The organism is Rhodanobacter soli (assembly GCF_040548735.1).
Taxonomy (GTDB): Bacteria; Pseudomonadota; Gammaproteobacteria; order Xanthomonadales; family Rhodanobacteraceae; genus Rhodanobacter; species Rhodanobacter soli_A.
In genome coordinates this window covers 19,542-42,526 of sequence record NZ_JBEPSD010000001.1, presented here as the reverse complement: position 1 = coordinate 42,526, position 22,985 = coordinate 19,542, and the positions used below count along the sequence as shown (strand labels likewise).

The 22,985-nt window shown below is 62.9% G+C and carries 24 protein-coding genes, 1 tRNA gene and 1 other RNA gene; 8 read left to right on the top strand and 18 right to left on the bottom strand.

What is annotated here, in order from left to right:
• Positions 1 to 12: 12 nt before the first annotated feature.
• Positions 13 to 367, bottom strand: a transfer-messenger RNA (tmRNA) gene (gene ssrA / locus ABIE04_RS00215).
• A gap of 200 nt (positions 368 to 567) precedes the next feature.
• Here ssrA and ABIE04_RS00210 point away from each other — a divergent pair.
• Complete coding sequence (locus ABIE04_RS00210) at positions 568 to 891, top strand: c-type cytochrome (RefSeq protein WP_056386981.1); 324 nt, start codon at positions 568 to 570, stop codon at positions 889 to 891.
• A 19-nt stretch (positions 892 to 910) separates the two neighbouring features.
• Positions 911 to 1,264 carry a c-type cytochrome gene (locus ABIE04_RS00205; protein ID WP_056385622.1) on the top strand — a complete coding sequence of 118 codons (354 nt, stop codon included), beginning with the start codon at positions 911 to 913 and terminating at the stop codon, positions 1,262 to 1,264.
• A gap of 75 nt (positions 1,265 to 1,339) precedes the next feature.
• On the opposite strand, the gene ABIE04_RS00200 is transcribed toward ABIE04_RS00205, so the two are convergent.
• Positions 1,340 to 1,948: an NfuA family Fe-S biogenesis protein gene (locus tag ABIE04_RS00200; RefSeq protein WP_354546591.1), complete on the bottom strand. Its 609-nt coding sequence runs from the start codon at positions 1,946 to 1,948 to the stop codon at positions 1,340 to 1,342.
• Between the two features lie 153 nt (positions 1,949 to 2,101).
• On the opposite strand from ABIE04_RS00200, the gene ABIE04_RS00195 reads away from it, so the two are divergent.
• A complete protein-coding gene (locus tag ABIE04_RS00195) occupies positions 2,102 to 2,446 on the top strand; it encodes a 4a-hydroxytetrahydrobiopterin dehydratase (RefSeq protein ID WP_354546590.1) in 345 nt (114 codons plus the stop codon).
• On the opposite strand, the gene ABIE04_RS00190 is transcribed toward ABIE04_RS00195, so the two are convergent.
• Entirely contained in the window at positions 2,447 to 3,445 is a 999-nt protein-coding gene (locus ABIE04_RS00190; RefSeq protein WP_354549729.1) for an RluA family pseudouridine synthase, read from the bottom strand.
• Positions 3,446 to 3,778: 333 nt separating this feature from the next.
• Between ABIE04_RS00190 and ABIE04_RS00185 the strand changes: the two genes are divergently transcribed.
• The gene (locus ABIE04_RS00185; RefSeq protein ID WP_354546589.1) at positions 3,779 to 6,973 is read left to right on the top strand and encodes an Rne/Rng family ribonuclease; all 3,195 of its coding nucleotides are present in this window, start codon (positions 3,779 to 3,781) and stop codon (positions 6,971 to 6,973) included.
• 101 nt (positions 6,974 to 7,074) lie between these two features.
• Here ABIE04_RS00185 and ABIE04_RS00180 read toward each other — a convergent pair whose 3' ends face one another.
• The 9 genes from ABIE04_RS00180 to ABIE04_RS00140 form a co-directional block, all read right to left on the bottom strand.
• Positions 7,075 to 7,728 carry a response regulator gene (locus tag ABIE04_RS00180; protein WP_354546588.1) on the bottom strand — a complete coding sequence of 218 codons (654 nt, stop codon included), beginning with the start codon at positions 7,726 to 7,728 and terminating at the stop codon, positions 7,075 to 7,077.
• Between the two features lie 166 nt (positions 7,729 to 7,894).
• Positions 7,895 to 8,149 (bottom strand): hypothetical protein, encoded by a 255-nt coding sequence (locus tag ABIE04_RS00175; RefSeq protein WP_354546587.1) that lies wholly within the window; start codon positions 8,147 to 8,149, stop codon positions 7,895 to 7,897.
• A 255-nt stretch (positions 8,150 to 8,404) separates the two neighbouring features.
• Complete coding sequence (locus tag ABIE04_RS00170; protein WP_354546586.1) at positions 8,405 to 8,641, bottom strand: hypothetical protein; 237 nt, start codon at positions 8,639 to 8,641, stop codon at positions 8,405 to 8,407.
• A gap of 177 nt (positions 8,642 to 8,818) precedes the next feature.
• Positions 8,819 to 9,004 carry a DUF3606 domain-containing protein gene (locus ABIE04_RS00165; RefSeq protein WP_354546585.1) on the bottom strand — a complete coding sequence of 62 codons (186 nt, stop codon included), beginning with the start codon at positions 9,002 to 9,004 and terminating at the stop codon, positions 8,819 to 8,821.
• 8 nt (positions 9,005 to 9,012) lie between these two features.
• Positions 9,013 to 9,252, bottom strand: a complete 240-nt coding sequence (locus ABIE04_RS00160) for a hypothetical protein (protein ID WP_354546584.1) — start codon at positions 9,250 to 9,252, stop codon at positions 9,013 to 9,015.
• A 580-nt stretch (positions 9,253 to 9,832) separates the two neighbouring features.
• Complete coding sequence (locus tag ABIE04_RS00155; RefSeq protein ID WP_354546583.1) at positions 9,833 to 10,105, bottom strand: AlpA family transcriptional regulator; 273 nt, start codon at positions 10,103 to 10,105, stop codon at positions 9,833 to 9,835.
• 188 nt (positions 10,106 to 10,293) lie between these two features.
• On the bottom strand, positions 10,294 to 10,884 hold the full coding sequence (locus tag ABIE04_RS00150; protein WP_354546582.1) for a hypothetical protein: 591 nt from the start codon (positions 10,882 to 10,884) through the stop codon (positions 10,294 to 10,296).
• 251 nt (positions 10,885 to 11,135) lie between these two features.
• A complete protein-coding gene (locus tag ABIE04_RS00145) occupies positions 11,136 to 11,987 on the bottom strand; it encodes a ParB/RepB/Spo0J family partition protein (RefSeq protein WP_354546581.1) in 852 nt (283 codons plus the stop codon).
• Positions 11,977 to 12,195, bottom strand: coding sequence for a hypothetical protein (locus ABIE04_RS00140; RefSeq protein WP_354546580.1), 219 nt, complete (start codon positions 12,193 to 12,195; stop codon positions 11,977 to 11,979). Before ABIE04_RS00140 ends, ABIE04_RS00145 begins: the two co-directional genes overlap by 11 nt.
• 463 nt (positions 12,196 to 12,658) lie before the next feature.
• Between ABIE04_RS00140 and ABIE04_RS00135 the strand changes: the two genes are divergently transcribed.
• Both ABIE04_RS00135 and ABIE04_RS00130 read left to right on the top strand, forming a co-directional pair.
• Positions 12,659 to 15,448 carry a class I SAM-dependent DNA methyltransferase gene (locus ABIE04_RS00135; RefSeq protein ID WP_354546579.1) on the top strand — a complete coding sequence of 930 codons (2,790 nt, stop codon included), beginning with the start codon at positions 12,659 to 12,661 and terminating at the stop codon, positions 15,446 to 15,448.
• On the top strand, positions 15,445 to 16,044 hold the full coding sequence (locus tag ABIE04_RS00130; RefSeq protein ID WP_354546578.1) for a hypothetical protein: 600 nt from the start codon (positions 15,445 to 15,447) through the stop codon (positions 16,042 to 16,044). Before ABIE04_RS00135 ends, ABIE04_RS00130 begins: the two co-directional genes overlap by 4 nt.
• Positions 16,045 to 16,080: 36 nt before the next feature.
• On the opposite strand, the gene ABIE04_RS00125 is transcribed toward ABIE04_RS00130, so the two are convergent.
• The 4 genes from ABIE04_RS00125 to tpiA form a co-directional block, all read right to left on the bottom strand.
• Entirely contained in the window at positions 16,081 to 17,373 is a 1,293-nt protein-coding gene (locus ABIE04_RS00125) for a tyrosine-type recombinase/integrase (protein ID WP_354546577.1), read from the bottom strand.
• Positions 17,374 to 17,538: 165 nt separating this feature from the next.
• Positions 17,539 to 17,623: transfer RNA gene (locus ABIE04_RS00120), tRNA-Leu, on the bottom strand.
• A gap of 11 nt (positions 17,624 to 17,634) precedes the next feature.
• Entirely contained in the window at positions 17,635 to 18,096 is a 462-nt protein-coding gene (secG, locus tag ABIE04_RS00115) for a preprotein translocase subunit SecG (RefSeq protein WP_354546576.1), read from the bottom strand.
• A 7-nt stretch (positions 18,097 to 18,103) separates the two neighbouring features.
• Entirely contained in the window at positions 18,104 to 18,871 is a 768-nt protein-coding gene (gene tpiA / locus ABIE04_RS00110) for a triose-phosphate isomerase (RefSeq protein ID WP_354546575.1), read from the bottom strand.
• Positions 18,872 to 18,997: 126 nt separating this feature from the next.
• Between tpiA and ABIE04_RS00105 the strand changes: the two genes are divergently transcribed.
• Together ABIE04_RS00105 and ABIE04_RS00100 are read left to right on the top strand one after the other, a co-directional pair.
• Positions 18,998 to 19,807, top strand: a complete 810-nt coding sequence (locus ABIE04_RS00105; RefSeq protein WP_354546574.1) for an SDR family NAD(P)-dependent oxidoreductase — start codon at positions 18,998 to 19,000, stop codon at positions 19,805 to 19,807.
• Between the two features lie 59 nt (positions 19,808 to 19,866).
• Positions 19,867 to 20,538, top strand: coding sequence for a DUF6445 family protein (locus ABIE04_RS00100; protein ID WP_354546573.1), 672 nt, complete (start codon positions 19,867 to 19,869; stop codon positions 20,536 to 20,538).
• 16 nt (positions 20,539 to 20,554) lie between these two features.
• Here ABIE04_RS00100 and ABIE04_RS00095 read toward each other — a convergent pair whose 3' ends face one another.
• Positions 20,555 to 21,490 (bottom strand): isopenicillin N synthase family dioxygenase, encoded by a 936-nt coding sequence (locus ABIE04_RS00095; protein ID WP_354546572.1) that lies wholly within the window; start codon positions 21,488 to 21,490, stop codon positions 20,555 to 20,557.
• Between the two features lie 98 nt (positions 21,491 to 21,588).
• The gene (glmM, locus tag ABIE04_RS00090; protein WP_354546571.1) at positions 21,589 to 22,941 is read right to left on the bottom strand and encodes a phosphoglucosamine mutase; all 1,353 of its coding nucleotides are present in this window, start codon (positions 22,939 to 22,941) and stop codon (positions 21,589 to 21,591) included.
• Positions 22,942 to 22,985: the final 44 nt, after the last annotated feature.

Here is a 22,985-nt window from a genome sequence, read left to right as displayed (position 1 = left end):
GGGGTTTTGCGTTGGTGGAGGTGGCGGGAGTCGAACCCGCGTCCGAAGGCGTTAAATGCCCGGATCTACATGCTTAGCTCACCGTTCGATCTCGTTCCGCGACAAGCACGGTGTGCGAAGCGCACCGCGGAACCAGCCTGATTGATTTAGCCTAGAACCGCCAGGCGGCAGCGTTCGGCGATCTCATGATAATGACCCTACACCGACGAGCATGAGCACAAGTGGGTTCGGGGCTTACGCCTTAAGCGGCGAGAGCGTAGTTGTCGTCGTTGGCAACTATGAGTTTGCTGCTGGATTAACGAGGAAAGCTGCCCCCTCGGCATGCACCAAGTCATCTCACTACCCCCGTCGAAGCCAGGACACCCCCGGGGAAAACGATATGACCACGCCAGTATATGGGGGCGATGACCACAACAGCAATGTCAGCCGATGCACTCGGCACAGGTGCCGATGTGTTGCGCAAACATTGACCACTCCTGAGCGGAGTGTTGTTCACGCGTTAAAGCAACGTCTATACTTGGTGGCTTACATGACCCTGTACCCGTCGCACTCGTGGGAACGATCTCGATGACTCGATTGCAATTGCTTGGCCTGGCCGTGGCCACAGCCCTCTTCGCCGCCACCAGCGTGCATGCTGAAGGTGACAAGGCTGCCGGCCGCAAACTCATTTATACGTGCGCTGGTTGCCATGGGGTGCCTGGGTACACCAACGCCTACCCGCAATACCCGGTGCCGAAGATCGCCGGCCAGAACGAGCAGTACATCGTCAATGCGCTGCAGGGTTACCAGAGCGGCGATCGCAAGCACCCGACCATGGATGCGCAGGCGCAGAGCCTGTCCGCGACGGACATCCAGAACATTGCCGCCTATCTTTCCAGTCTCGCCAAGTAAGTTGCCAAGGACTTCCCGCATGAAACGTGCGATTACCCTGCTTTCATTCGGCGCCATCCTGGCGTTCGCTTCCACCCAGTTGCTTGCCACCGGCAACGCCGAGAACGGCAAGCAGAAGGCGGCCACCTGCTTCGCATGCCATGGCGTCGACGGCAATTCGATCGACCCGCAGTATCCGCGCCTCGCCGGCCAGTACAACCTGTATCTGCAGCATGTGCTGCACGAGTACAAGGATGGCCAGCGCAATAATCCGATCATGAAAGGCATGGTGGCCACGCTGTCCGACCAGGACATCGAGGATGTCGCCACCTATTTCTCCAGCCTGCCGAGCAAGCTCGATACGCTGAAGGGCCACATCAGCGGCGACAAGTAAACCTGCTGCCGCGTTGCAGGAAAAAGCAAAGGCCCGCTTCGGCGGGCCTTTGCTTTTTTGCGATCCGCGCCTGGTTCAGGCAATCGCCGACTTGCCTTCGGCCTTGCTGTAGTAAGGCTTTTCGCCGACGGCGTGGTTGGTGGCGTCGCGCACCGCGGTGATTTCCGGCACCCGCTCGCGCAAGGTCTTTTCCACGCCCTGCTTCAGCGTCACGTCGACCATGCCGCAGCCATGGCAGCCGCCGCCGAACTGCAGCAGCACCGCACCATCGGCATCGATCTCCAGCAGGCTGACCCGGCCGCCGTGCGAGGCCAGCTTCGGGTTGATCTCCGCCTCCAGCACGTAGCGCACGCGCTCGATCAGGCCAGCTTCCACGCCAGGCACATCGCCCTTGATCTTCGGCGCACGGATGTTGAGCTGGCCGCCGGTGGCATTCGGCTCGAAGTCGATACTGGCGTGGTCCAGCCAAGGGGCGCTGGCGCCGTCGACATGGAAGTCGAAGCCGGCGCACTCGATCGTCCACTCCCCGCCGGCCAGATCCGCGGGCTCGCAGAATTCCAGCTCGCAGTTGGCCGCCGGCGTGCCGGGCGAGGTCACCCGCAGGCGGATGCCCAGCCCGTCGATGCCCTGCTGTGAGAGAAGCCGCAGAAAATGCTGCTGCGCGCGTTCGGAAATGTCGATCATGCCTGCTCCAGTATCACCAAACGGGTGCCGGCAAGCCTTGCCGGCGAAACAGCACCATTTTAGTCCTGTTTCAGATTTCATGTGCACTTTGACTTTTGCGCGCACAACTTCGACGCTTCGCATCCTCAAGACTTTCAGCCCGACGGAGATCCCATGAACGTGAACGATCTGGCCACCCGGCACTGCCAGCCGCGCAAGGGCAAAGAACATGCGCTGAGCGGCGCGCAGGTGGCCGAGCTGTTGCAGCAGCTGCCGTCGGGCTGGCAGTTGCGCGGTGACGGTGCAGCCATCGTCAAGGACTTCAGGTTTGCCGACTTCCACCACACGCTGGGCTTCATCAACGCGGTGGGCTTCATGGCCAATCAGGAAGACCACCACCCGGATCTCGAAGCCGGCTATGGCCATTGCCAGGTGTTGTGGTCGACCCATGACGTTGGCGGACTGTCGCTGAACGACTTCATCTGCGCCGCGCGGGTCGAGGCCCTGCTGGCGCGCTGATCAGAAGTCGGTGCGCGACTTTTCCTTCATCCACAGCAGCCGCTTGCCTTTCACCGACAGCACGTCGAGGAAATCCTTCAGGTCGTCAGGCAGCGGCGCGGAAAAGCTGTAAGCGCGCCCGTCCAGGTCGAAGCTCATGTGCGAGGCGTGCAGGAACATCCGGTTCAGGCCCATCTCGCGGAAGCGCTTGTTCATCTCGCGATCGCCGTATTTCGGGTCGCCGGCCAGCGGATGGCCGATATGTGCTGCATGTACCCGGATCTGATGGGTGCGGCCGGTGCCCAGCGTGGCCTGCATCAGGCGGGCGCTGGGGTACTGTTCCATTTCACGGAAGAACGTCAGTGAAGGCTTGCCGTTGTCGGCCACCCGCACCATCCGCTCGCCGCCCTGCATGACCGATTTCAGCAACGGCGCGTTGACGTCGAACTTCGCCTTGGACGGGTGACCGAGCATCAAACACAGATACTGTTTGGTGACTTCGCCGGCGCGGATCGCCGCCTGCAGGCCGGTCAGCCCGGCCCGGGTGCGGGCAAACACCAGCACGCCGCTGGTATCGCGGTCGAGCCGGTGCACCAGTTCCAGGTGTTCCTGTGGCCGCGCCGCACGCAACAGCTCGATCGCGCCATGGCTGACCCCGCTGCCGCCGTGGCTGGCCACGCCGGCGGGTTTGTCGATGACCAGGAAGTGCTTGTCCTCGAAAATGATCGAGTCGGCCACTGATGCCACCAGACCGCTGGCCGGCGCACGACCCTCCGGCCGTTCCGCCACCCGCACGGGGGGAATCCGCAGCGTATCACCATCGGCGAGACGGGTATCCGGCTTGGCCCGCTTGCCGTTCACACGTACCTGGCCGGTCCGCAAAAGCCGGTAAATCATGCTCTTGGGCACGCCCTTGAGCAGGGTCACCAACGCATTGTCGATGCGCTGGCCGTCCCGCTCGGGGCCGATCTCGACTTGACGTACACCGTGAGGTGCGTCATGGGAAGTTGCCGTCTGCATTGAAAAAAACCTGCTTAAATAGGATACTCGGCGGGCGCTACATTCTGCCCATCGAAGTCTGGATCGGGTCGAATGCCCGCCCGTAACGTCGGCGAGGATTGCTCCGGTGCCTTCGGGCGGCCGGTCGCGACTCCCTTTCATCGTAACGGTTTGGGCCGCTGTTTGTCCGATGCCATTGCGGTGTCGGGGCGGCAGGCGCAGCTGACCGAATCATCCCGACGCCGGAAACGGTGCCGTTTTTTTGCCGCTTAACCGCAGCGGCGCGATCCCCGGCAGGCCGCCATTGTGGCGCCACGTGGCACGCGACGCGCGGCCAAGCCGAGGATTACCACCATGAAACGTATGTTGATCAACGCGACTCAGCGTGAAGAGTTGCGCGTGGCCATTGTCGATGGCCAGAACCTGTATGACCTGGACATCGAAATCCCTTCGCGGGAACAGAAAAAGTCAAATATTTACAAGGGTCGAATCACTCGAGTTGAGGCTTCACTCGAAGCCTGCTTCGTCGAGTATGGCGCCGAACGCCACGGTTTCCTGCCGCTGAAGGAAATCTCCCGCGACTACTTCACCGCGGGCCTGGACCCGCACAAGGCGAACATCCGCGAACTGATCAAGGAAGGTCAGGAAGTCGTCGTGCAGGTGGAAAAGGAAGAACGCGGCAACAAGGGCGCCGCCCTGACCACGTTCATCAGCCTGGCCGGCCGCTACATGGTACTGATGCCGAACAACCCGAAGGCCGGCGGCGTCTCGCGCCGGATCGAGGGCGAGGATCGGCAGGCACTGAAGGAAGCACTCGACCACGTTACCGTGCCTGACGACGTCGGCCTGATCGTGCGTACCGCCGGCCTCGGCCGCGACGCCGAAGAACTGCAGTGGGACCTGGACTACCTGTTGCAGCTGTGGAAGTCGATCTCCGAAGCGGCCAGCAAGCAGAAAGCGCCGTTCCTGATCTATCAGGAGTCGAAGCTGTTCATCCGCGCCCTGCGCGACTACCTGCGCAGCGACATCGGCGAAATCCTGATCGACGACGAGCCGCTGTACAACGACGCCCGCGACTTCATGCAGCAGGTGATGCCGAACGCGCTGCGCAAGCTCAAGCTGTATCGCGACGATACCCCGTTGTTCACCCGCTACCAGATCGAGACGCAGATCGAGAGCGCGTTCGACCGCCAGGTACGCCTGCCGTCGGGCGGTTCGATCGTGATCGACCAGACCGAAGCGCTGACCGCGATCGACGTCAACTCGTCCAAGGCGACCAAGGGCAGCGACATCGAGGAAACGGCGTTCAACACCAATTGCGAGGCCGCGGTGGAAATCGCCCGTCAGGCGCGCATCCGCGATGCCGGCGGCCTGCTGGTGATCGACTTCATCGACATGGACAGCCCGAAGCACCAGCGTGAGGTGGAAGATCGCCTGAAAGACGCGCTGAAACTGGACCGCGCCCGCGTACAGATCGGCCGCATCTCGCGCTTCGGTCTGCTCGAGATGTCGCGCCAGCGCTTGCGCCCGAGTCTTGGTGAGGCGACCCAGATCACCTGCCCGCGCTGCGAAGGCCACGGTCACATCCGTGGCGTGGAATCGCTGTCGCTGTCGACCCTGCGCCTGATCGAAGAACATGCGATGAAGGACAACACCGGCCAGGTGCTGGTGCAGGCGCCGAGCAGCGTCGCCAACTTCCTGCTCAACGAGAAGCGCGCCAGCGTGGTCGAGATCGAGCTGCGCCACAAGGTGCACGTGATGATCGTCGCCGACGAGAAGCTGGAAACCCCGCATATCGAAATCCAGCGCATCCGCGAAGCGGACATGGGCGAGCACAGCAAGCCCAGCTACGAACGCCTCACCACGGTGGAACCGGCCGAGTTGCCGAAGATGGGCCAGGCCCTGGGCAGCGGCGAGCAGCCTGCGGTGAGCGGTATCGTACCGGCCAGCCCGGCTCCGGTGCGCGAAGAAATCGTCGCGCCGGTCGCCTCGGCACAGCCTGCTGCACGCCGTCAGCCGGTGGCGGCACCGGCCGCACGTACCGCACCGACCGGCGGCGTCATCGCGCGCCTGCTGGGCTGGTTCCGCAACGCGGAAACGGCGGCACCGACACCGGCGCCGAAGCACGCTGACAGCAATAACGACGGCGGCAACCGCAATCGCCGCGACGAACGCGGCAATCGCGCGGTCAATGGTGCAAACGCGTCATCGTCGCGCCAGCCGCGGCGCGAAACGACCCAGCAGAGCTCGCCGAAATCCGCCGCCCAGCAGCAGGCCCGCAGCAACCGTCAGCGCAACAACGAGGCGCAATCGCGTCCGCCGCAGCAGGCACAGGTGCAGACTGCCAAGGCGGAGCGCCAGCCCAAGCCGGCCGCAGGCGAAAGCAACCAGGCACGGGCGGCCGAGCGCAAGCCGGGCCCGCAGCAGCAGGGGAAGACCGAGCGGCAACCACGGGTCGCCACGAATGAGCGCCCCACCGCTGCTCCGCTGGACGATGCGGCCAAAGAAGCCGAACTTCTGCTTACACCGCCGGCCGCGTCGACTGCACCGGAGTCCGCCGAGAGCGCAATGGATGCCGAGGGCAGCCAGTCGCGCCGTCGTCGTGGACGTCGCGGCGGTCGCCGCCGGCGCCGTCATGACGAAGCCGGCGCGAATAGCGCGAGCATCGATAGCGCGCAGGCGCAGGCGCTCGACGATGAGGATCGTGACGAAGCCACCGCGGCGTCTGCCACGACCACGACGGTCGTGCGCAGCGAGCAACCGCCGCGTGAATCGTCGACCGCGACGACCATGGCTTCAGGCGACATGGACATGGCCGGCCATGCCATTCCGGCAGTTCGCCAGCCGATGGTTGCCCAGCCGATTGAAAAGCCCGTTGCTACCACGGTTGCGGCGGCAGTCAGCGCCGCCATGCCCACCGCGACAGCCTTCAACCTGCCTACCCTGCCGCCGATCCCCGACCAGGTGAAGTCCTCGGCGGCAACGAACGCCGCTGACGAGCAGGATATCGTCAGGGTCACTCCCACGGCTGCTCCCGCTGCGCCGAAGCCTCAGGCTGCTTCGACTAACGCGCCCCAGATGGATGCCCCCATTGCAGGGCTGGAATCGGCCCCCGCCATTACCACGACTACGGTGACGCCGACAACGATCAGCGCATCGGCTTTCGACGTAGAACCAGCGGTGGTGAGGCCAACCCCGGTAGCGGCAATTCCGGCAAGCCCGACGATCGTTGCTCCTGCGACTCCCGCCCCGATTGCGACGCCAGCTCCTGCGCCGTCTGCAGCGACGTCCCCGACGGTGGCAACTCCGGCTGCCCTGCAGGAAGACCATCCGGTCAGCGTGACGATACCTGCGGGCGCGGTCGACGTTTCTGAAAAGCCGACGGTTGCCAGCCCGATAGCTTCGCTGCCGTTGCCCAAGCAAGGCGACTTGCTGGCCCAGCCGATCCATCCGGCAAAGCCGACACCGACGGCTGACGACGCAAGCAAGCAGGCGTCGCCGATGCCACACGACGAGCCTGACGCACACAAGAACGACTCGCACGGCTGAGGCACGGCTGAGTCGCCGCAGCACCACGCTACACAATAGAAAACCGGACTCGCGTCCGGTTTTCTATTGCCTGGCGCCACGCAGCAACGCGGTCCGCCGCATCAGTTGCCGACGTGGTGATTTGGCGTATCGATCAAGCCGTGTACAGTCATCAGATGGGCCAGACTGAGCACGTGGTCCACGTGCAGCTTTTCCATCAGTCGCTGCTTGTAGGTGGATACGGTCTTCGGGCTCAGGTTGAGCTGCTCGCCGATGATCGTCAACGGCTTGCCGCGTACCAGCATCATCGCCACTTCAAGTTCGCGGCTGGACAGCACATCGAACGGCGAGGCGCTGCCGTCGAGGGTGGCCAATGCCAGCTGCTGCGCAACGGCCGGGGCGAGATAACGACGGCCGCCGGCCACCTGGCGCACCGCAGATACCAGTTCATCGGCACTGCAGCCCTTGGTCAGGTAACCAAGCGCGCCGGCATCGAGCAGGCGCTTGGGAAAGCGTGCGTCATCCACCACCGTCACGATGACGACATGCGTGGACAGCTTCGAGCGGCAGACGCGCTCGGTGAGCTCGATCCCGCTCATGCCGGGCATGTGCACGTCGACCAGGGCGATGTCCGGCGCCAACGTCCGGATCAGGTGCAGGCCATCCTCGGCACTGCCCGCTTCGCCGCTGACATTGATGTCCGGCTGTTGCTGCAGGATCATTCGAAAGCCGGTGCGAACCAGCTCATGATCGTCCACCAGGACCACATTGATCACTTGACGCCCTCCTTGGTTGGGCTGCATGAAATTAGGCCGCACAGCGCCCTATTGCAAGCAGTTCGGTACTTCCCTCGTACGTCCATGAAATGCCGACTGCGGCGTACCGCGTCGACGGCATGCCGAATGCCTCGGGCGCGGTTTCGACGCCAGGCCGAACAACAGCTCAGGCAGCCAGCATGTCATGGATATTACCTTTGCTTTCGGTGCCGTCGTTGGCATAACGCGCCAGCACGATCGCGGAAATCGGCCCGGGCATTTCCACGCAAACCCGGCGCCCGAGGCGCTGATGTTCGTCGCGAGCCATTTCCCGGGCCAGCTTGATCGCTGCCCCCAACTGCAGGTCACTGAACAACGTGATCCGGCAGCGGCAGACACGCCAGCCGCCCGCTGCCGATTGCTTCAGCGAAATCGTCACCATGAAAACCACTCCCCTTCCCGATGAGGAACCTGGTAGCGACACGACCAGCCGGCCGTTCAATACCTTCGTCGTCCGGACGCAATGTGTCATGGCGGGAAGGCTCAATATGTCAGCCGCCACCCACACTCGTTGTGCGGGAAGCACGGTGCAACATCCCTGCGATTGCCCGATGTTCAGGACATCCTGTTGGTTCGTATTCCCTCTCGGTTCCATCTCGCATGGCGAGCCCGACGAGGCGGATGCATAGGCTTCGCGTCACGTTCCTGCAGTCGGATCTGTCTGATCACGCGCGTGGAGGGCGAGCCGGTGCGCCACAACCCGGTCGTGCTGGACGATCAAGCGGTCCAGGTAGCGTTTCTGCCGTTCGACGAGATCCAGCGCGGTCATTGTGTCGAGACCGGCTTGCGACACGCGTTGCAAATGCAGCTCGTCCAGGACCAAAAGTCGACGAGCTTCCTCGATGCGTTTATCGAGTTCAGCCACCACCTGCATATGAGCTTTCCTGGCGCCCTGTCACCTTCTTTTTTACACGCCGTGGCCATGATCTATCCGTGAAATTGCGGACAGCAGGCGGAAATCCGGTCGATGGAGAGCTTGCCTAGATCGCGCGCCGTGAACCGTGCCGGTCGGCAGGAAATGTTGGGGAGTCGATCATGCTTGAGGTTGGAATCAAGCCACGGCGTCCACATCAAACGATTCCAGCGCGTACCTGGTGGCAAGATACAACCCCACCACGCCGACTTCGGTGCTGCCGGTGGCGCGCACCGCTTCGACCAGCTCTCGGTCGCTGCAACTGAAGCAACCACACCAGTGGGCGCGGCTCAGCCGGTCGCGGAGGTTGATTCGCTCGCCCATGCTCGCCTTCACGCTGTGGCGCCCGTCCAGTTGCCTTGCGGCTTCTGGTAGTTGGCGAGAGGTACGATCGCGTCAGCGCCGTGCATCTCCACCCGCGTGGTGAGGCCGGAGTCCAGGTGTTCCGCTCGAGCAGCCTCCCTCGCCTGCGTGATGGCTGGGCCGAGGTGCAGGCCGTCCGCGAGCGTGATGCCCATATAGGCAACGCTCCACAGCCCATTCTCGTTCTGCTTGACGGTGTAGACGATCATGCGCGGCACTCGTGCGAGGGAAGTCGCCCCGGTCATCGGTCCGCGCTGACAGAGGGCAGTCTGGGCCTGACTCGCGGGGCATGGGCATGATGCGGGCACTGGGCGTGGGTGTGGATCGGCAGAACTCGCCACGGCGTGTAGGCGCAGGATGATCAGCGGCGGCAAATACCCTGTTGCAAGGGAGCTTGCCCTGAACCTTGGCGGGCCAACAGGAAAGCGTGCGCGGTGCCGGAGAGGGCAGTATGCTGCGGCGTGCTGCGCATTTCGTGGTGTTTCATCGGCCGCCGCCGGCAGACTCATGTCGTCGAACCCGACAACGCTGACCGAACTTCGCCGGCTTGCCCGTGCACCAAATCAGACGCCGGGACACAAAAAAACCCGCCAAATTGCGGGTTTCGTTGTGTTTTTTGGACTCCACCGGACGTCCTCAAACAGTGCATTGGTGCCAAGAGGAGACCCGTAATCGACCGCAACTTGCTGATTGCAATGGGTACAGATCATGGCGCCGACAACTTCATACACAAACACATACACAAACGGTGGCGCTTGGCTGTGCTCGCGTGGGCATGCGTGGTGCCGCTCAAGCCGCTGTGCGCTGCAATGTTAGTACCTGTTCGGGCATCGAACCGGGCCGTGCTTGGCTCAGGCTGATAATCCAGTGCTCAACCTCGGCACGCAACCAGCCTACTGCCTTCATGCCTAGCCGTACCTGCTGCGGGAACTGGCCCAGCTTCATCAGCCGGTAAATGCTGGCGCGGGACAGGCCGACGGTCTGCAAGACTTCCGGCAATCGAATGATGGTGGGCCGGATGGTGGTGCTGGTGTGCTGGGTGCTGCTGGTGACTTTGTTCATTGGCTGTCATTCCTTTACGCACGGCAGCGCAGCCGATGGACTGGCTGCGGTGTCTGTGGGTGCTGTGATTATCGAGGTGGCCCGCTGGGTGTCCGCTTGGTCTGCGGTGGCCTGTTGGGTGGACGTGGTGTCGTCGATGGCGTGGTGGCGCTGGGGGCTACGGGGGGTCTGCGCGGATCGTCAGATCGTCATATACCGCTGCGAAAATTTGCGATGAATCTTTCGGTCTCCCTCGGCCACCTGTGGGGCGCGGTGGCGGTCTCTGGGTCGCATTGGGTGGCCTCGGGTTTCAGTGGAACCTCGGCAGTCCTCACAGGGGCGCGACGGAGCTTCTGAGGCTTCCGTGGTGGCCTGCTCCCTTCCCTCCAGTCGCTCGCCTTCGGGGCAATTCCGGCATCAAGCAACGCTGCTGCATTCGGATACCAGTCCGCCGCACCATATCGGGCAGTGCCTGCCATCAGTTTCAGATTCTCGGCGCGCAGATTGAGAGGGTTACCGTCCGCGTATCGCACGACCTGGCCTGCTTTCGCTTGGGCGATCAGGCGGGCCACTGGTACAAGGCAGTCCACGCCTTTGGCGTTGTACGCCCCCAACGTGGCGTAGGCATAGCCGCGTCCGTCTCCGGTGTACTGCCAACAAGGGGAGAATCCCGCGTCCATCAATCGCTGGTAGTCCTCGGCGTACAGGGTGGCTCGCTTACCACTGTCCCCCAGCGCGATATGCACAAGCTGCTGGCCGTCGGCGTCGGTGGTGTGTTCGGTTACTGTTTGCTGCTTCATCTGTCGGTTCCTCTTTCAATGGGGAATAGCTGCCCGTAACCGTCTGCGGGGCAGGCAGTGAAGGGGGCTGTATGGGTGGTGGGTGTTACTGGTGCCGGGTGTCTGCTACAGACAGTCGGCGGATGGCCTGTGGTGTCCTTGCAAGGACGGTTGCGGTTGTGGTGGCCGGTGTCTGCATATGTGGGCTCGTTTCAGACAATCGGTGCCCATCTGGCGCCGTTCCTCGGTGTCCTTGTAAGGACAGTTGAACCTCAGTAATCCGAGTGTGGATCGGGGTCGGCTATGTCGGCAAGGAAGGCCAGCGTGTCGGCATTGCGTACTGCGAGCTTCGCTTCGTTCGCCAGCATCTCCAGTGCTCGTGCTGCTGCCGTGGGCGTGAGCTTGTCCAGCACTGCGCCGATCTTCTTTGCCGCCTTCTCGGCCTCGTGTTCCGTGAGCTGTTCCATGGTCATCTTCTCCTTCATGTCGTGCCAGCCAACTTTCCTCTCGCGGACATACCGCCAGCGGGGGAAGCCGGTGCCAGGGTCGAGTGCTTCCGGATTGAAGTCTGTGAGCTTCACCTTTGGCAGCGTGCGTAGCATCGTGGTCACCGTGTCCTTCCCGATGCCGAAGCGGCCCGCAATGGTTCGCAGTGACTCGCTGGCAGGCATCGCGTCAGCGCCCCGGCGTGTCACGGCGGCGAGGTATTGCCACGCCGCGTCGAACCGCTGTTCTTTGTGCATCTCCAGCGCCCTCTCGGCGCAGTTGACCAGCTTGGAAACCAGCACGGCCTCTCGGCGGCTCATGGGCAGCACGCGGGCCGGGATGGTTTCCCGCTTTGCCATCCGGTACGCCTGCATCCGGTGGTGACCATCGACGACGAATAGGGCGCCGCCGATGTCTGCCACCAGCACGGCTGCAAGCTCGATGGTGTGTGCTGCCTCCAGTGCAAGCCGCATGGTGCCGGCGTGCTCCTCGCTGCGCTTCTCGGCTCTCGCCTGTTCTCTGAAAGGAACCATGCGAGCCTCGCGGGGCTGCAATGCTTCGTCGGTCTTCAACGTCCTCAGCGGCAGGTTTTGCACCCGGGCGACCTGGAGTCGCTGGAGTGACCGTTCAACGTCCATCGCCCAGCGCCTTCACTTCCGGGTGCGTGTGGATCAGGTATTTCAGAACCTCGGCATTGCCGGTGTCCCTGCGGATGAAGCTCTCCAGCTTCCGCTGAAATCCTTTCAGGCGATCGAAGGTGGGCACATCGAAGGCGATGGTGCGGATGATTAGTGGCTCAGTCAGTGCGATGGCTGCGGCGAGGTGTGCGGGATCGAAGTCGATCATGCGTCTGTGTCTCTCTGTGGTCGGTGGTGGTGGGTTGCCCGAATGACGGGCACGGTGAAACGCCGGGGGCAGCTGGGATGCCCTCGGGTGATCAGTGGTGACTGGGGCGGTGGGGTCTCCACCTTTCGGGTGACGATTAAACTCGGCTGTGCCGCAGAGCGTCGGTTTCCCTTTCGTTGATAGTGACGACTAAATTGCCGTCGATCGCAGGGAGCCAGGCCCCCTTCTTCCAAGATGACGACTAAATTGGGCAGCTTGAGCATTGCCCAGCCGCCCCCTCCTTTCGGATGACTGTTTAATTCCATCCGGGCGCAGCGCGGCGTTCCTTCTGGTGATGTTGACTACTAAATTAATCCCGCCCGGTCACCGCGCCCCAAAACCCATGTCTCAGCGATCAGACTAGGCGGCTCGATGGGAGCTTCCGGCAATGTCGTATGCTCGCAACAGCTAAAGAGGGGAAGCCATGCCGCTGAGTTGGAATGAGATCAAGGATCGCGCGATGACGTTCTCGCGCGAATGGATCGACGAAAGCTCCGAAGATGCCGAGGCCCAGACGTTCTGGAACGGGTTCTTCAACGTGTTCGGCGTGCCCCGTCGTCGCCTTGCCACCTTCGAGCGCAAGGTGAAGAAGATCGACGGCAAGGACGGCTATATCGACCTGCTGTGGAAAGGCGTGCTGCTGGTCGAACACAAGTCACGCGGCAAGAGCCTCGACCGTGCTCACCAGCAAGCCCGCGACTACTTCCACGGTCTCACCGATGCCGAGCTGCCGAAGTACCTGCTGGTCTCCGACTTCGCCCGGTTCCGGCTTTACGATCTCGAAACCAATGCGGAGCCAGTCGAGTTCGGGCTGAAAGACCTGCATAAGCAGGTGCGCCGTTTCGGCTTCATCGCCGGCTATCAGGCGCGATCATTCAAGGAAGAAGATCCGGTCAACGTGCAGGCCGCCGAGCGCATGGGCAAGTTACACGACGCGCTCAAGGCAGCTGGCTACGACGGGCACGCACTGGAGGTGCTGCTGGTGCGTCTGCTGTTCTGCCTGTTCGCCGATGACACGGGCATCTTCCCGCCGCATACCTTCCACGAGCTGTTGTCGCAGCGCACCTCGGCGGACGGCGTGGACCTTGGTCAGTGGCTGGCGCAGCTATTCCAGACGCTCAACACGGACACGGACAGGCGCCAGACCACACTGGATGCCCAGCTCGCGGAGTTTCCTTACGTCAACGGTAAGCTGTTCGCCGAATCGCTGCCGTTGGCGGCGTTCGACGCCAAAATGCGCGAGTTGCTGCTGGACGCCTCGCTGCTGGACTGGAGCCGTATCTCGCCGGCCATCTTCGGCTCCATGTTCCAGTCCGTTATGGACGCCAAGGCCCGCCGCAACCTCGGCGCGCACTACACCAGCGAAAAGAACATTCTCAAGCTGGTCGGCCCGTTGTTTCTGGATGGCCTGAAAGCCGAGCTGGAACGCATCGGCAGCCACGAGGCCAAGCTGCGGGCCTATCACAGCAAGCTTGCCGCCCTGCGGTTCCTCGACCCGGCTTGCGGCTGCGGCAACTTCCTCGTCATCGCGTACCGGGAGGTGCGCCTGCTGGAGCTGGAGGTGCTGCGCCGCCTGCATCCCGAAGGGGCCTCCTCACGTGCCCTGTGGGTCACCGAAGAAGTCCAGGTCGATGTAGATCAGTTCTACGGCATCGAGATCGAGGAGTTCCCCGCGCAAATCGCGCAGGTCGCCATGTGGCTCATGGATCACCAGATGAACATGCTGGTCAGCGAGGCGTTCGGCAACTACTTCGCACGCCTGCCGCTAAAGAAGTCACCGATGGTCGTGCATGACAATGCGCTGCGAATCGACTGGAACGATGTGGTGCCGAAGGAACAGCTGAGTTACATCTTAGGCAATCCGCCGTTTGTCGGTAAGAAAGAGCAGAACGCCGAGCAGAAGCGAGACATGTCCTACGTATTTTCTGGGGTGAAGGGTTCGGGAGTCTTGGACTTTGTGGCGGCGTGGTATCTGCTGGCTGCCAAATATGTACAAGGCACCGTAATCCATTGCGCCTTCGTCTCCACTAATTCAATCACGCAGGGTGAGCAGGTCGGCGTACTGTGGGGTGAGCTATACCGACGTGGTATGCATATCCAGTTCGCTCATCGAACTTTCAAGTGGAGCAACGAAGCTAAAGGCAAGGCGGCGGTGCACTGCGTCATCATTGGCTTTGCGGTGCCGGACAGTTCTACAAAACAGCTGTTTGACTATGAACGTGTGGAGGGCGATGCACATTTGGTGCAAACGTCTCGCATCAATCCTTATCTCGTGGATGCGCCCGAGACCTTCCTCTCCAGACGCTCGGCTTCAATCTCGCAAGCACCCGACATTGCCTTTGGCAGTATGCCAAATGACGGCGGACACTTGCTGTTGAGCGATCAAGAGAAAACAGCGCTACTGGCGATCGAGCCAGGAGCAGCGGCGTGGATAAGGCCATTTCTTGGTTCGGAGGAATTCATCAACGGCATTGCCCGCTGGTGTCTCTGGCTCGTCAAGATCACTCCCGATCAGCTACGTGCGTTTCCACATTTGTCGACGCGTGTTGCAGCTGTCAAAGGAGTTCGCACAGAAAGTCCCCGCCCGACTACCAACATGCTGGCGAGAACTCCGACACTGTTCGGTGAGATTCGACAACCAGAAATCGGCTATATCGCAATACCAAAAACCTCCTCAGAGAACCGCGCGTTCATACCGATTGGCTTTCTTGACGAGCAGACTATTGCAAGCACTGAATTGTTTACGGTTACGGGTGGATCAGTATTCGACTTTGGCATTCTGACCTCGACGATGCACATGGCTTGGGTGCGATCTGTCTGCGGTCGTTTGAAAAGTGACTTCCGTTATTCCGCCGGTATCGTCTACAACAACTTCCCGTGGCCCGACTCGACCACCGACAAGCACCACGAAGCCATCGAAGCCGCCGCGCAAGCCGTGCTCAACGCGCGCGCCACGTTTCCGAACAGCACACTGGCTGACCTGTACGACCCGATCACCATGCCGCCCGCACTGGTGAAGGCCCATCAGGCGCTGGATCGCGCCGTGGATGCCGCTTACGTGGCCGCCGAGAAGCTGGCCGGCCGCAAGCCACCAAAGCTGGGGAGCGATGCAGAGCGCGTGGCATTCCTGTTCGAGCGCTACCAGCAACTGACCTCGCTGCTGCCCGCTGAAAGGCCGAAGATATCTCGTCGAAAGCGGACGACAGTTGAATGACCATCACGTACGCTTTGGCCATCGCGATGCTTAGCGCCATCGGCGGCTGGTCCGGGGCTTTTCTCTCCGGATACTTGAAGAGAAAAGGGGAGAATTTAGCGACGAAAGAAGATGTCGGGGAAATTACAAAAAAGGTTGAAGGGATCAGGGCGGACTTCGTCCGAGACGCGCAAAGCCGCGCACATGAGCAGAACGTTTTCATTGAATCTTTCAAAGCCCATCAGAATTTGCGGACACTCGCTGGTCCCGAGCGTCTGAGAGCATCCCAAGAAGCCTTCGCTCTTTGGCGAGCACTGTTCGACGCTGACATTGCTGACTTCGCGGTGATGGATGAATGCAATGACTGGTGGCGAAAGAATTGTCTATACCTCGACGCGCCAGCACGACAGGCATTTATCGAAGGAGTTGCGGCTTGGCATGGTCGAGCGATTCTTATGAGTCCGGCTAACAGAGACCCAGCGAACCACGAGCCGCTGACACGACTCATGGCGACATTCATGGCCACGCCAGATGCGATAATGAAGGGCGCCGGCTTGCCTCCCCTCGCGGAACAGGAAAAGATTGCGTCGGCGGCTTTGAGCGAAAACGACAGATGAGAAGAGACCGACAGCAAATGTGCGTACCGTGGCACCTCAAGCCTTGCGCTTGAACTCCACCACGTTGCCGCCCTTCACCTTGTCCAGATAGTCGGCCCACGCCTGCATGACCACGCGGCGCTGCTCCTTGAACTTCACCCGCGCATAAGCCGCTTCCACCTCGTCCTTCGGTGCGTGGGCAAGCTGTGCCTCCAGCACATCCACGTCGACGCCCAGCCGCTCACGGCCCAGCGTGCGCAGCGATGCCCGGAAGCCGTGGGTGGTGTGTTCGCCCTGAAAGCCCATATCCCTGAGCGCCTTGCTCAGTGCGTCGCGGGACAGGTGCGGTGTGTTCTGCCGGGCCTGCGGCGGGAAGACGTATTCCTCTCCCGCGCTCCGTGCGTGCATCTCCCGCAATACCTCTAGCGCCTGCGCCGGCAGTGATGTGCTGTAATCCTGCCCGGTCTTCATGCGGTTGCTGCCATCCGGCTCCTTGCCGGGAATCTTCCACTCCCCCGCCACCAGGTCGATCTCTGACCATCGGGCGCTGGCAACCACACCAGACCGCATGACGGTCAGAGCCGCCAGGGTCAACGCAGCGCGGACCACACGATTCCCGTGGGCATCAATGGCGCGCATAACTTTGCCCAGCTTGCCCTCATCGTCCGTGACGGCCGGCATGTGACCACTGCGGAACGTGGGCAGACTTCTGGCAAGCCTGAGCGCGCTTTCGTCCGGCCGCAGCCCCTCATTGATCGCGTGATCTACGATGCTACCCACGTACTGTCGGGCCTTCCGGGCAAGCTGTGGCGTCTTGGCTGCCATCTCGACCAGCACCGGCCGGACGTCCTTGGTCTCAAGCGTGCGCATGTCTGCATCGCCCAGCTTCGGGACTAGGTAAGAATCCACCACTAGTCGCGCTTTCCGGTACGTCTCTGCTGCCCAGCCGGGCCGCCTCTCGGCCAACCAGCGGCCTGATACGGCCCTGAAAGTGGCCCGCTCGGCTTCCGCCGATGCCGCTGCCTCGGCCTCTTGCTCGCCCGTCTCCGCTTGGGCTGCGACCTGCTGCGCCTTGCGCGTACCAGCCGTGCCTTTGCCCTGTGCTGCGTCCCGCTTGGCCTGCACAGCGCACACACGGGCTTCCGCAAGGGTCATGGCCGGATAACGGCCAATGGTGGCGGGCGTGGCCGTGGCGCTACCGGGAAGGCGATAGCGAACCACCCACGTCTTCAAGCCGGCCGTGCTCACCATGAGGTATAGCCCATTACCGTCGGCCAGCGCATACGGCTTGGCTTTGGCTCTGGCTTTGCTGATTTGAAGCTCGGTAAGGGGCTTGGCAAGACGGGGCATAAAGCGGGACCAGTTTGTGTATGGATGTCGCCATCATACACAAAAACATACACAAGACCGCAAGCTCCCCTGAAACCCCGCGAGACATTCAGACACAAAAAACCCCGCTGTTATGCGGGGTTCCGTGTGTTTCAGAGACTTCGTGAGACTTCCTGAAACGTCCATTGGTGCCCAAGAGGGGACTCGAACCCCTACGACTTGCGTCGCTACCACCTCAAGGTAGTGCGTCTACCAGTTCCGCCACCTGGGCAGGTGTGTTGCTCAGTGCTTGGCCGGCGGCTCGGTGGCTGCCGGTACCTCGCCCTGACTCCGAGTCGGGGCGGGGGTGGCCGCCGGCTGTGCAGCCGGGACGGCGTTGTTGGTTGCAGCGGGCGCCGCTGCCGGTACTTCCGAGCCCGCCGCCGGCGCGGCCGGGGTCGTCTTGCCGGCAGCCGGTTTGTCGGCGAGCGCGGCCATCACGCCCAGATCCTCCGCATTGGTATGCGGCGCGCCGTTGCCATGCAGGTAGATGCCCATGCCGAGGCTGAGCAGGAAGAACAAACCCGCAAGCACGCCGGTGGCACGTGTCAGGAACGTGGACGAACCACGCGCGCCGAACACCGTGGCCGACGCGCCGCCGCCGAAGCCCGAACCGGCATCGGCGCCAGCGCCGTTCTGCAGCAGGATCAGCACGATCATCGCCGCAGCGATCAGAATGTAAAACACGCTGAAAATGACGAACATAAGGTTTCTATTGAGCCTGTAGCGCCTGATGCGCCGCGGCGCAGATTCCAAGGAAGTCGGATGCGGCCAGAGAGGCACCGCCGATCAGCCCTCCATCCACGTCCGCCTGCGCGAACAATTCCGCGGCATTGGCCGCCTTGACGCTGCCGCCGTAAAGCAGTCGGGTCAGACGGGCAATCATAACATCTTCCTTTTCCAGTTGGCTACGAATGAAGGCATGCACTTGCTGTGCCTGCTCTGGGCTGGCGGTACGGCCGGTACCGATCGCCCAGACCGGCTCGTAGGCAATCACCGCGGTGTCGAAACTGGCCGCGCCATTGAGCGCCAGCACGGCCTGCAACTGCCGCGCGATGACCGCTTCGGTTTCGCCGGCTTCACGCTGCTCCAGGGTTTCGCCCACGCACAGGATCGGCGTCAGGCCGCCGGCACGGGCCGCGGCAAATTTGCGCGCGACCAGTTCGTCGCTCTCGCCGTGATACTGGCGGCGCTCGGAGTGGCCGACCAGCGCCCAGCGCGCGCCGACATCCGCCAGCATGGCGGCGGAGACTTCACCGGTATACGCGCCCTGCCCCTCATGCTCGCTGACGTCCTGCGCACCCATGCCCAGACCGGAATCGGCATGCTGCCAGGCCAGTTCGGCCAGGTACGGAAACGGCGGGAATACGGCCACATCGATGTCGTCCGGCATGCCGGCAGCGATGTCGTTCACCAGGGCCTTGGCCATCGAACGGCTGCCGTGCATTTTCCAGTTGCCGGCGACGAATTTCTTGCGCATGTGCTGCTTCCGTTGCGGTCAAACCGCAAGCTTACCGATGGCCCAAGATATGGGCAAACCTGCGCAGACTACTGGCGCCGGTCGGCCGGGTCGGTCAAGAATGACGTTTCGTTCACGGAACGCCGCATGCCACCGCCCCGCCCGCTCAGCCTGATCACCGGCGCCTCGTCCGGCATCGGTGCCGCCTTTGCCCGGCAACTTGCTACGCTCGGCCACGACCTGGTGCTGACCGCTCGCCGAGTCGACCGGCTGGAAACCCTCGCCACCGAATTACGCGGCCAACATGCCACCCGGATCATCGTGCTGCCGCACGACCTGTCCGATCCGGCCACGCCGCGGACACTGTGCGATGCACTGGAACAGCGTGGCCTGCAGGTCGACTGGCTGATCAACAACGCCGGTTACGGCGTACCCGGCACCTTCGTCGCCAACGGCTGGGCGACCCACGCGGACTTCCTGCAGGTATTGCTGACCGCACCCACCGAACTGGCGTGGCGGTTGCTGCCTGGCATGCGCCAGCGCGGCCACGGCCGCATCATCAACGTCGCCTCGCTCGCCGGGCACGTCCCCGGTCCGGCCGGGCATACCTTGTATGCCGCCAGCAAGGCCTATCTGATCAAGTTCTCGCAGTCGCTGGCGCTGGAAAACCGCGCGGCCGGGGTGAACGTCTGCGCACTCTGCCCCGGCTTCACCTGGTCGGAATTCCACGACGTCACCCGCACCCGCGACAAGATGGACAAGCTGCCCGGCTTCATGTGGCTGAGCGCGGAAGAGGTGGTGCACCAGGGCATCGCGGCGGTCGAACGTGGCGACGCCGTATACATTCCCGGCCGGGTCAATCGCACCATCAAGGCAGCCATCCAGTTGCTGCCGGACCGGCTGGCCATGTGGCTTTCCGCACGGGAGTCGAAACGCTACCGGAATACCCAGATCTAGCTTCGCGGATCTGCGTCGTCGGCTACTGTTCTCCCGCACACACCACCGGCCTTCATCGAATGTCCCTGTTCCCTACCCAGATGCGTCCGTTGCCTTACCGCAAGCCCGTCGAAGGCCGCGACTACTGGGTGGTCGACGACGTGCTGCCGAATGCCGACGAGGTGCACGCGCGCTGCCTGGCCAAGACCGACTGGGAAATGGGCTATCCGTACACCGGCGAGGTATGGCCGGGCATGCGCGCAACGCCCGCCTTGCTCGACGAGGAGCTGGCCGCGCTGGATGCACAGGTGTGCCGGCTGACCGGTGCGAAGAAAGTCTGGGTCGAGCGAACCGAGACCGGCATCCGGCTCAACCACAATTGCGTGCAGGTGGTCGGCTCGGTCGAGGGCGCGGTCAAGCCGCATACCGATTCATCGAACCTGTGCCGCTACGCCGCCGTGCTGTATCTCAACCCCGACGTGCCGGAGCAGTGCGGCACCAGCTTCTTCCGCCAGCGCATGCCCGGCGGCCAGCTCGGCGGCAATATCGTGATGCCACCGCACCGCAACCTGGCCGAAGCGCTGGGCAACCGTTTCGTGCAGCCGAACTCGTTCGTCGAGGACGTGCGCGTGGCGCATCGCTACAACCGGCTGCTGGTCTACAAGGCCAACCTGATCCACAGCGCCAGCGCGTACTGGGGGCTGGAAACGGCGGCCAAGCGCATGACCGCCGTGTTCTTCTGGATGGCGTAGGAGCCGGTCCGTCGCCTCAGATCAGCTTGATCTCGCGCAACCGTTGCAGCAGATACTCGTGCGAGGTGATCGAGGTGTCGTAGCGGCGCGGGTTGTCCGGGGTGATGCACGAGTCGAGCGGGTCCAGCACTACGTCCGGGTTCGGGTGCAGGAAGAACGGCACCGAATAGCGCGGCTTGCGCGCGTTCTCGTTCCGCGGGTTGACCACCCGATGCGTGGTGGACGGGAACACGTGGTTGGAAAGCCGCTGCAGCATGTCGCCGATGTTCACCACGATCGCGTCGCCCTCGGTGGTGATCGGCAGCCACTCGCCCTCGCGGGTGAGCACTTCCAGCCCTTCCGCGCTGGCGCCAACCAGCAGGGTGATGAAGTTGATGTCCTCGTGTGCACCGGCGCGAACGTTCGGAATGTCGTCCTGGGTGATCGGCGGATAGTGGATCGGGCGCAGGATCGAGTTGCCGACGTCGGTCTTGTCTTCGAAGAAGTTCTCCGGCTCGCCGATGTGCAAGGCCAGCGCGCGCAGCACGCGCGTGCCGAGCTGATCCAGCGCTTCGTACAGGCCGTAGCCGTACTGCCTGAATTCCGGCACTTCGCTCGGCCAGATATTCGGCGGCATCACGTCGGCGAATTTCGAATCGCGCGGTATCTCGCGGCCGATATGCCAGAACTCCTTGAGGTCGGCGTACTGGCTGTCCTTGGCGGTTTCCACCTTGAACGGCGTGTAGCCGCGCGCGCCACCGGCACCGGCGATGTGGTATTTCATCTTGATTTCGGTCGGCAGCGCGAAGAAGCGCTGGAACACGTCGTATGAGCCGTCGATCAGGTCGCGCGCGATGCCGTGTCCGCTGATGCAGCAGAAACCGAATTCACGGTAGGCCGCGCCGATCTCGGCGACGAAGGTGTCGCGATCGGTGTCGTAGCGGCGGATGTCGAGGGTGGGAACATTCTTCATGGCTGTAGTCCACTGGTTGGGCGTGCGGTCGATTCATCCGCCACCGCAAGGGCGGGGCACGTCGGGCCAGTCCATGGCGACCCAATACCACTACAGGTTCACGAGCGTTCGGCTGTGGATTTTACAATCCCGGCGAGCCTCTCTGCCAACCGCTGCACTTCCACCGCATCGGCCCCCTCGATGGTGACGCGCACCAGCGGTTCGGTACCGGAGGCGCGCAGCACCACTCGGCCGCGGCCGTGCAGGATCTGTTCCACCTCGGCCAAAGCCTGTTTTACTTCACTGCTCGCCAGTGCCTCGCGTGCGCCGGCGGCACGCACGTTGAGCATCACCTGCGGCATTTTCTGCAAACCCTGCCGCGCTGCGGCCAGGTCCAAGCCTGAGCGCGCCAGCGCCTCCAGCACGGCCAGCGCGACGACGATGCCGTCACCGGTGGTGGCACGGTCCAGGCACAGGACGTGGCCGGAAGTTTCGCCGCCGAGCACGCCGCCATGCTCCTTCAGCTTCTGCAGTACGTAGCGGTCGCCCACGTTGGCGCGGATCAGCGGCACCCCGAGCTCGGCCAGCGCGAGCTGCAGGCCGTAGTTGCTCATCAGGGTGCCGACCACCGGCCCCTTCAACATCCCCTGCGCGTGCCAGCTGCGCGCCAGCACATAGAGGATATCGTCGCCGTCGGCCAGTACGCCATGCCGGTCGACCAGCTGTACGCGATCGCCGTCGCCGTCGAACGCGATGCCGATGTCGGCGCCATGCGCCAGCACCGCCTGCTGCAAAGTCTGCGGATGGGTCGAGCCGACTTCGCGGTTGATGTTGAAGCCATCCGGCCTGTCGCCTATCGCGATCACCTCGGCGCCCAGTTCGGCAAACACTTTCGGCGCCACCTGGTAAGTGGCGCCATGCGCGCAATCCAGCACCAGCTTGAGCCCGTGCAGGCTGAAATCCTCCGCCACGGTGCCCTTGCAGTACTCCGCGTAACGGGCCACCGCATCATCGATCCGGCGAGCCCTGCCAAGCCGTTCGGACGGCACCGTGACGAACTCGGCGTCGATCTCCCGCTCGATCGCCAGCTCGACCTCGTCGGACAGTTTCTCGCCGTTGGCGGAGAAGAACTTGATGCCATTGTCGTGATGCGGGTTGTGCGAGGCGCTGATCACGATGCCGGTCTGCGCGCGCATGGAACGGGTCAGGTACGCCACTGCCGGCGTCGGCATCGGGCCAAGCAAGCCCACGTCGGCACCGGCGGCCACCAGGCCAGACTCCAGCGCGGCCTCGAACATGTAGCCCGAAATGCGGGTGTCCTTGCCGATCAGCACATTCGGCCGCTCCTTGCCGTCGCGCGCCAGCACGCTGCCGGCGGCGCGACCCAGCCGCAGCATGAAGTCCGCGCTGATCGGCCATTGCCCGACCATGCCGCGAATGCCGTCCGTACCGAAATATTTGCGCTGGGTCATCGTGTCCGTCATTCCGAAAGGTTTTTGCCGTCCCTGCCGCTGCT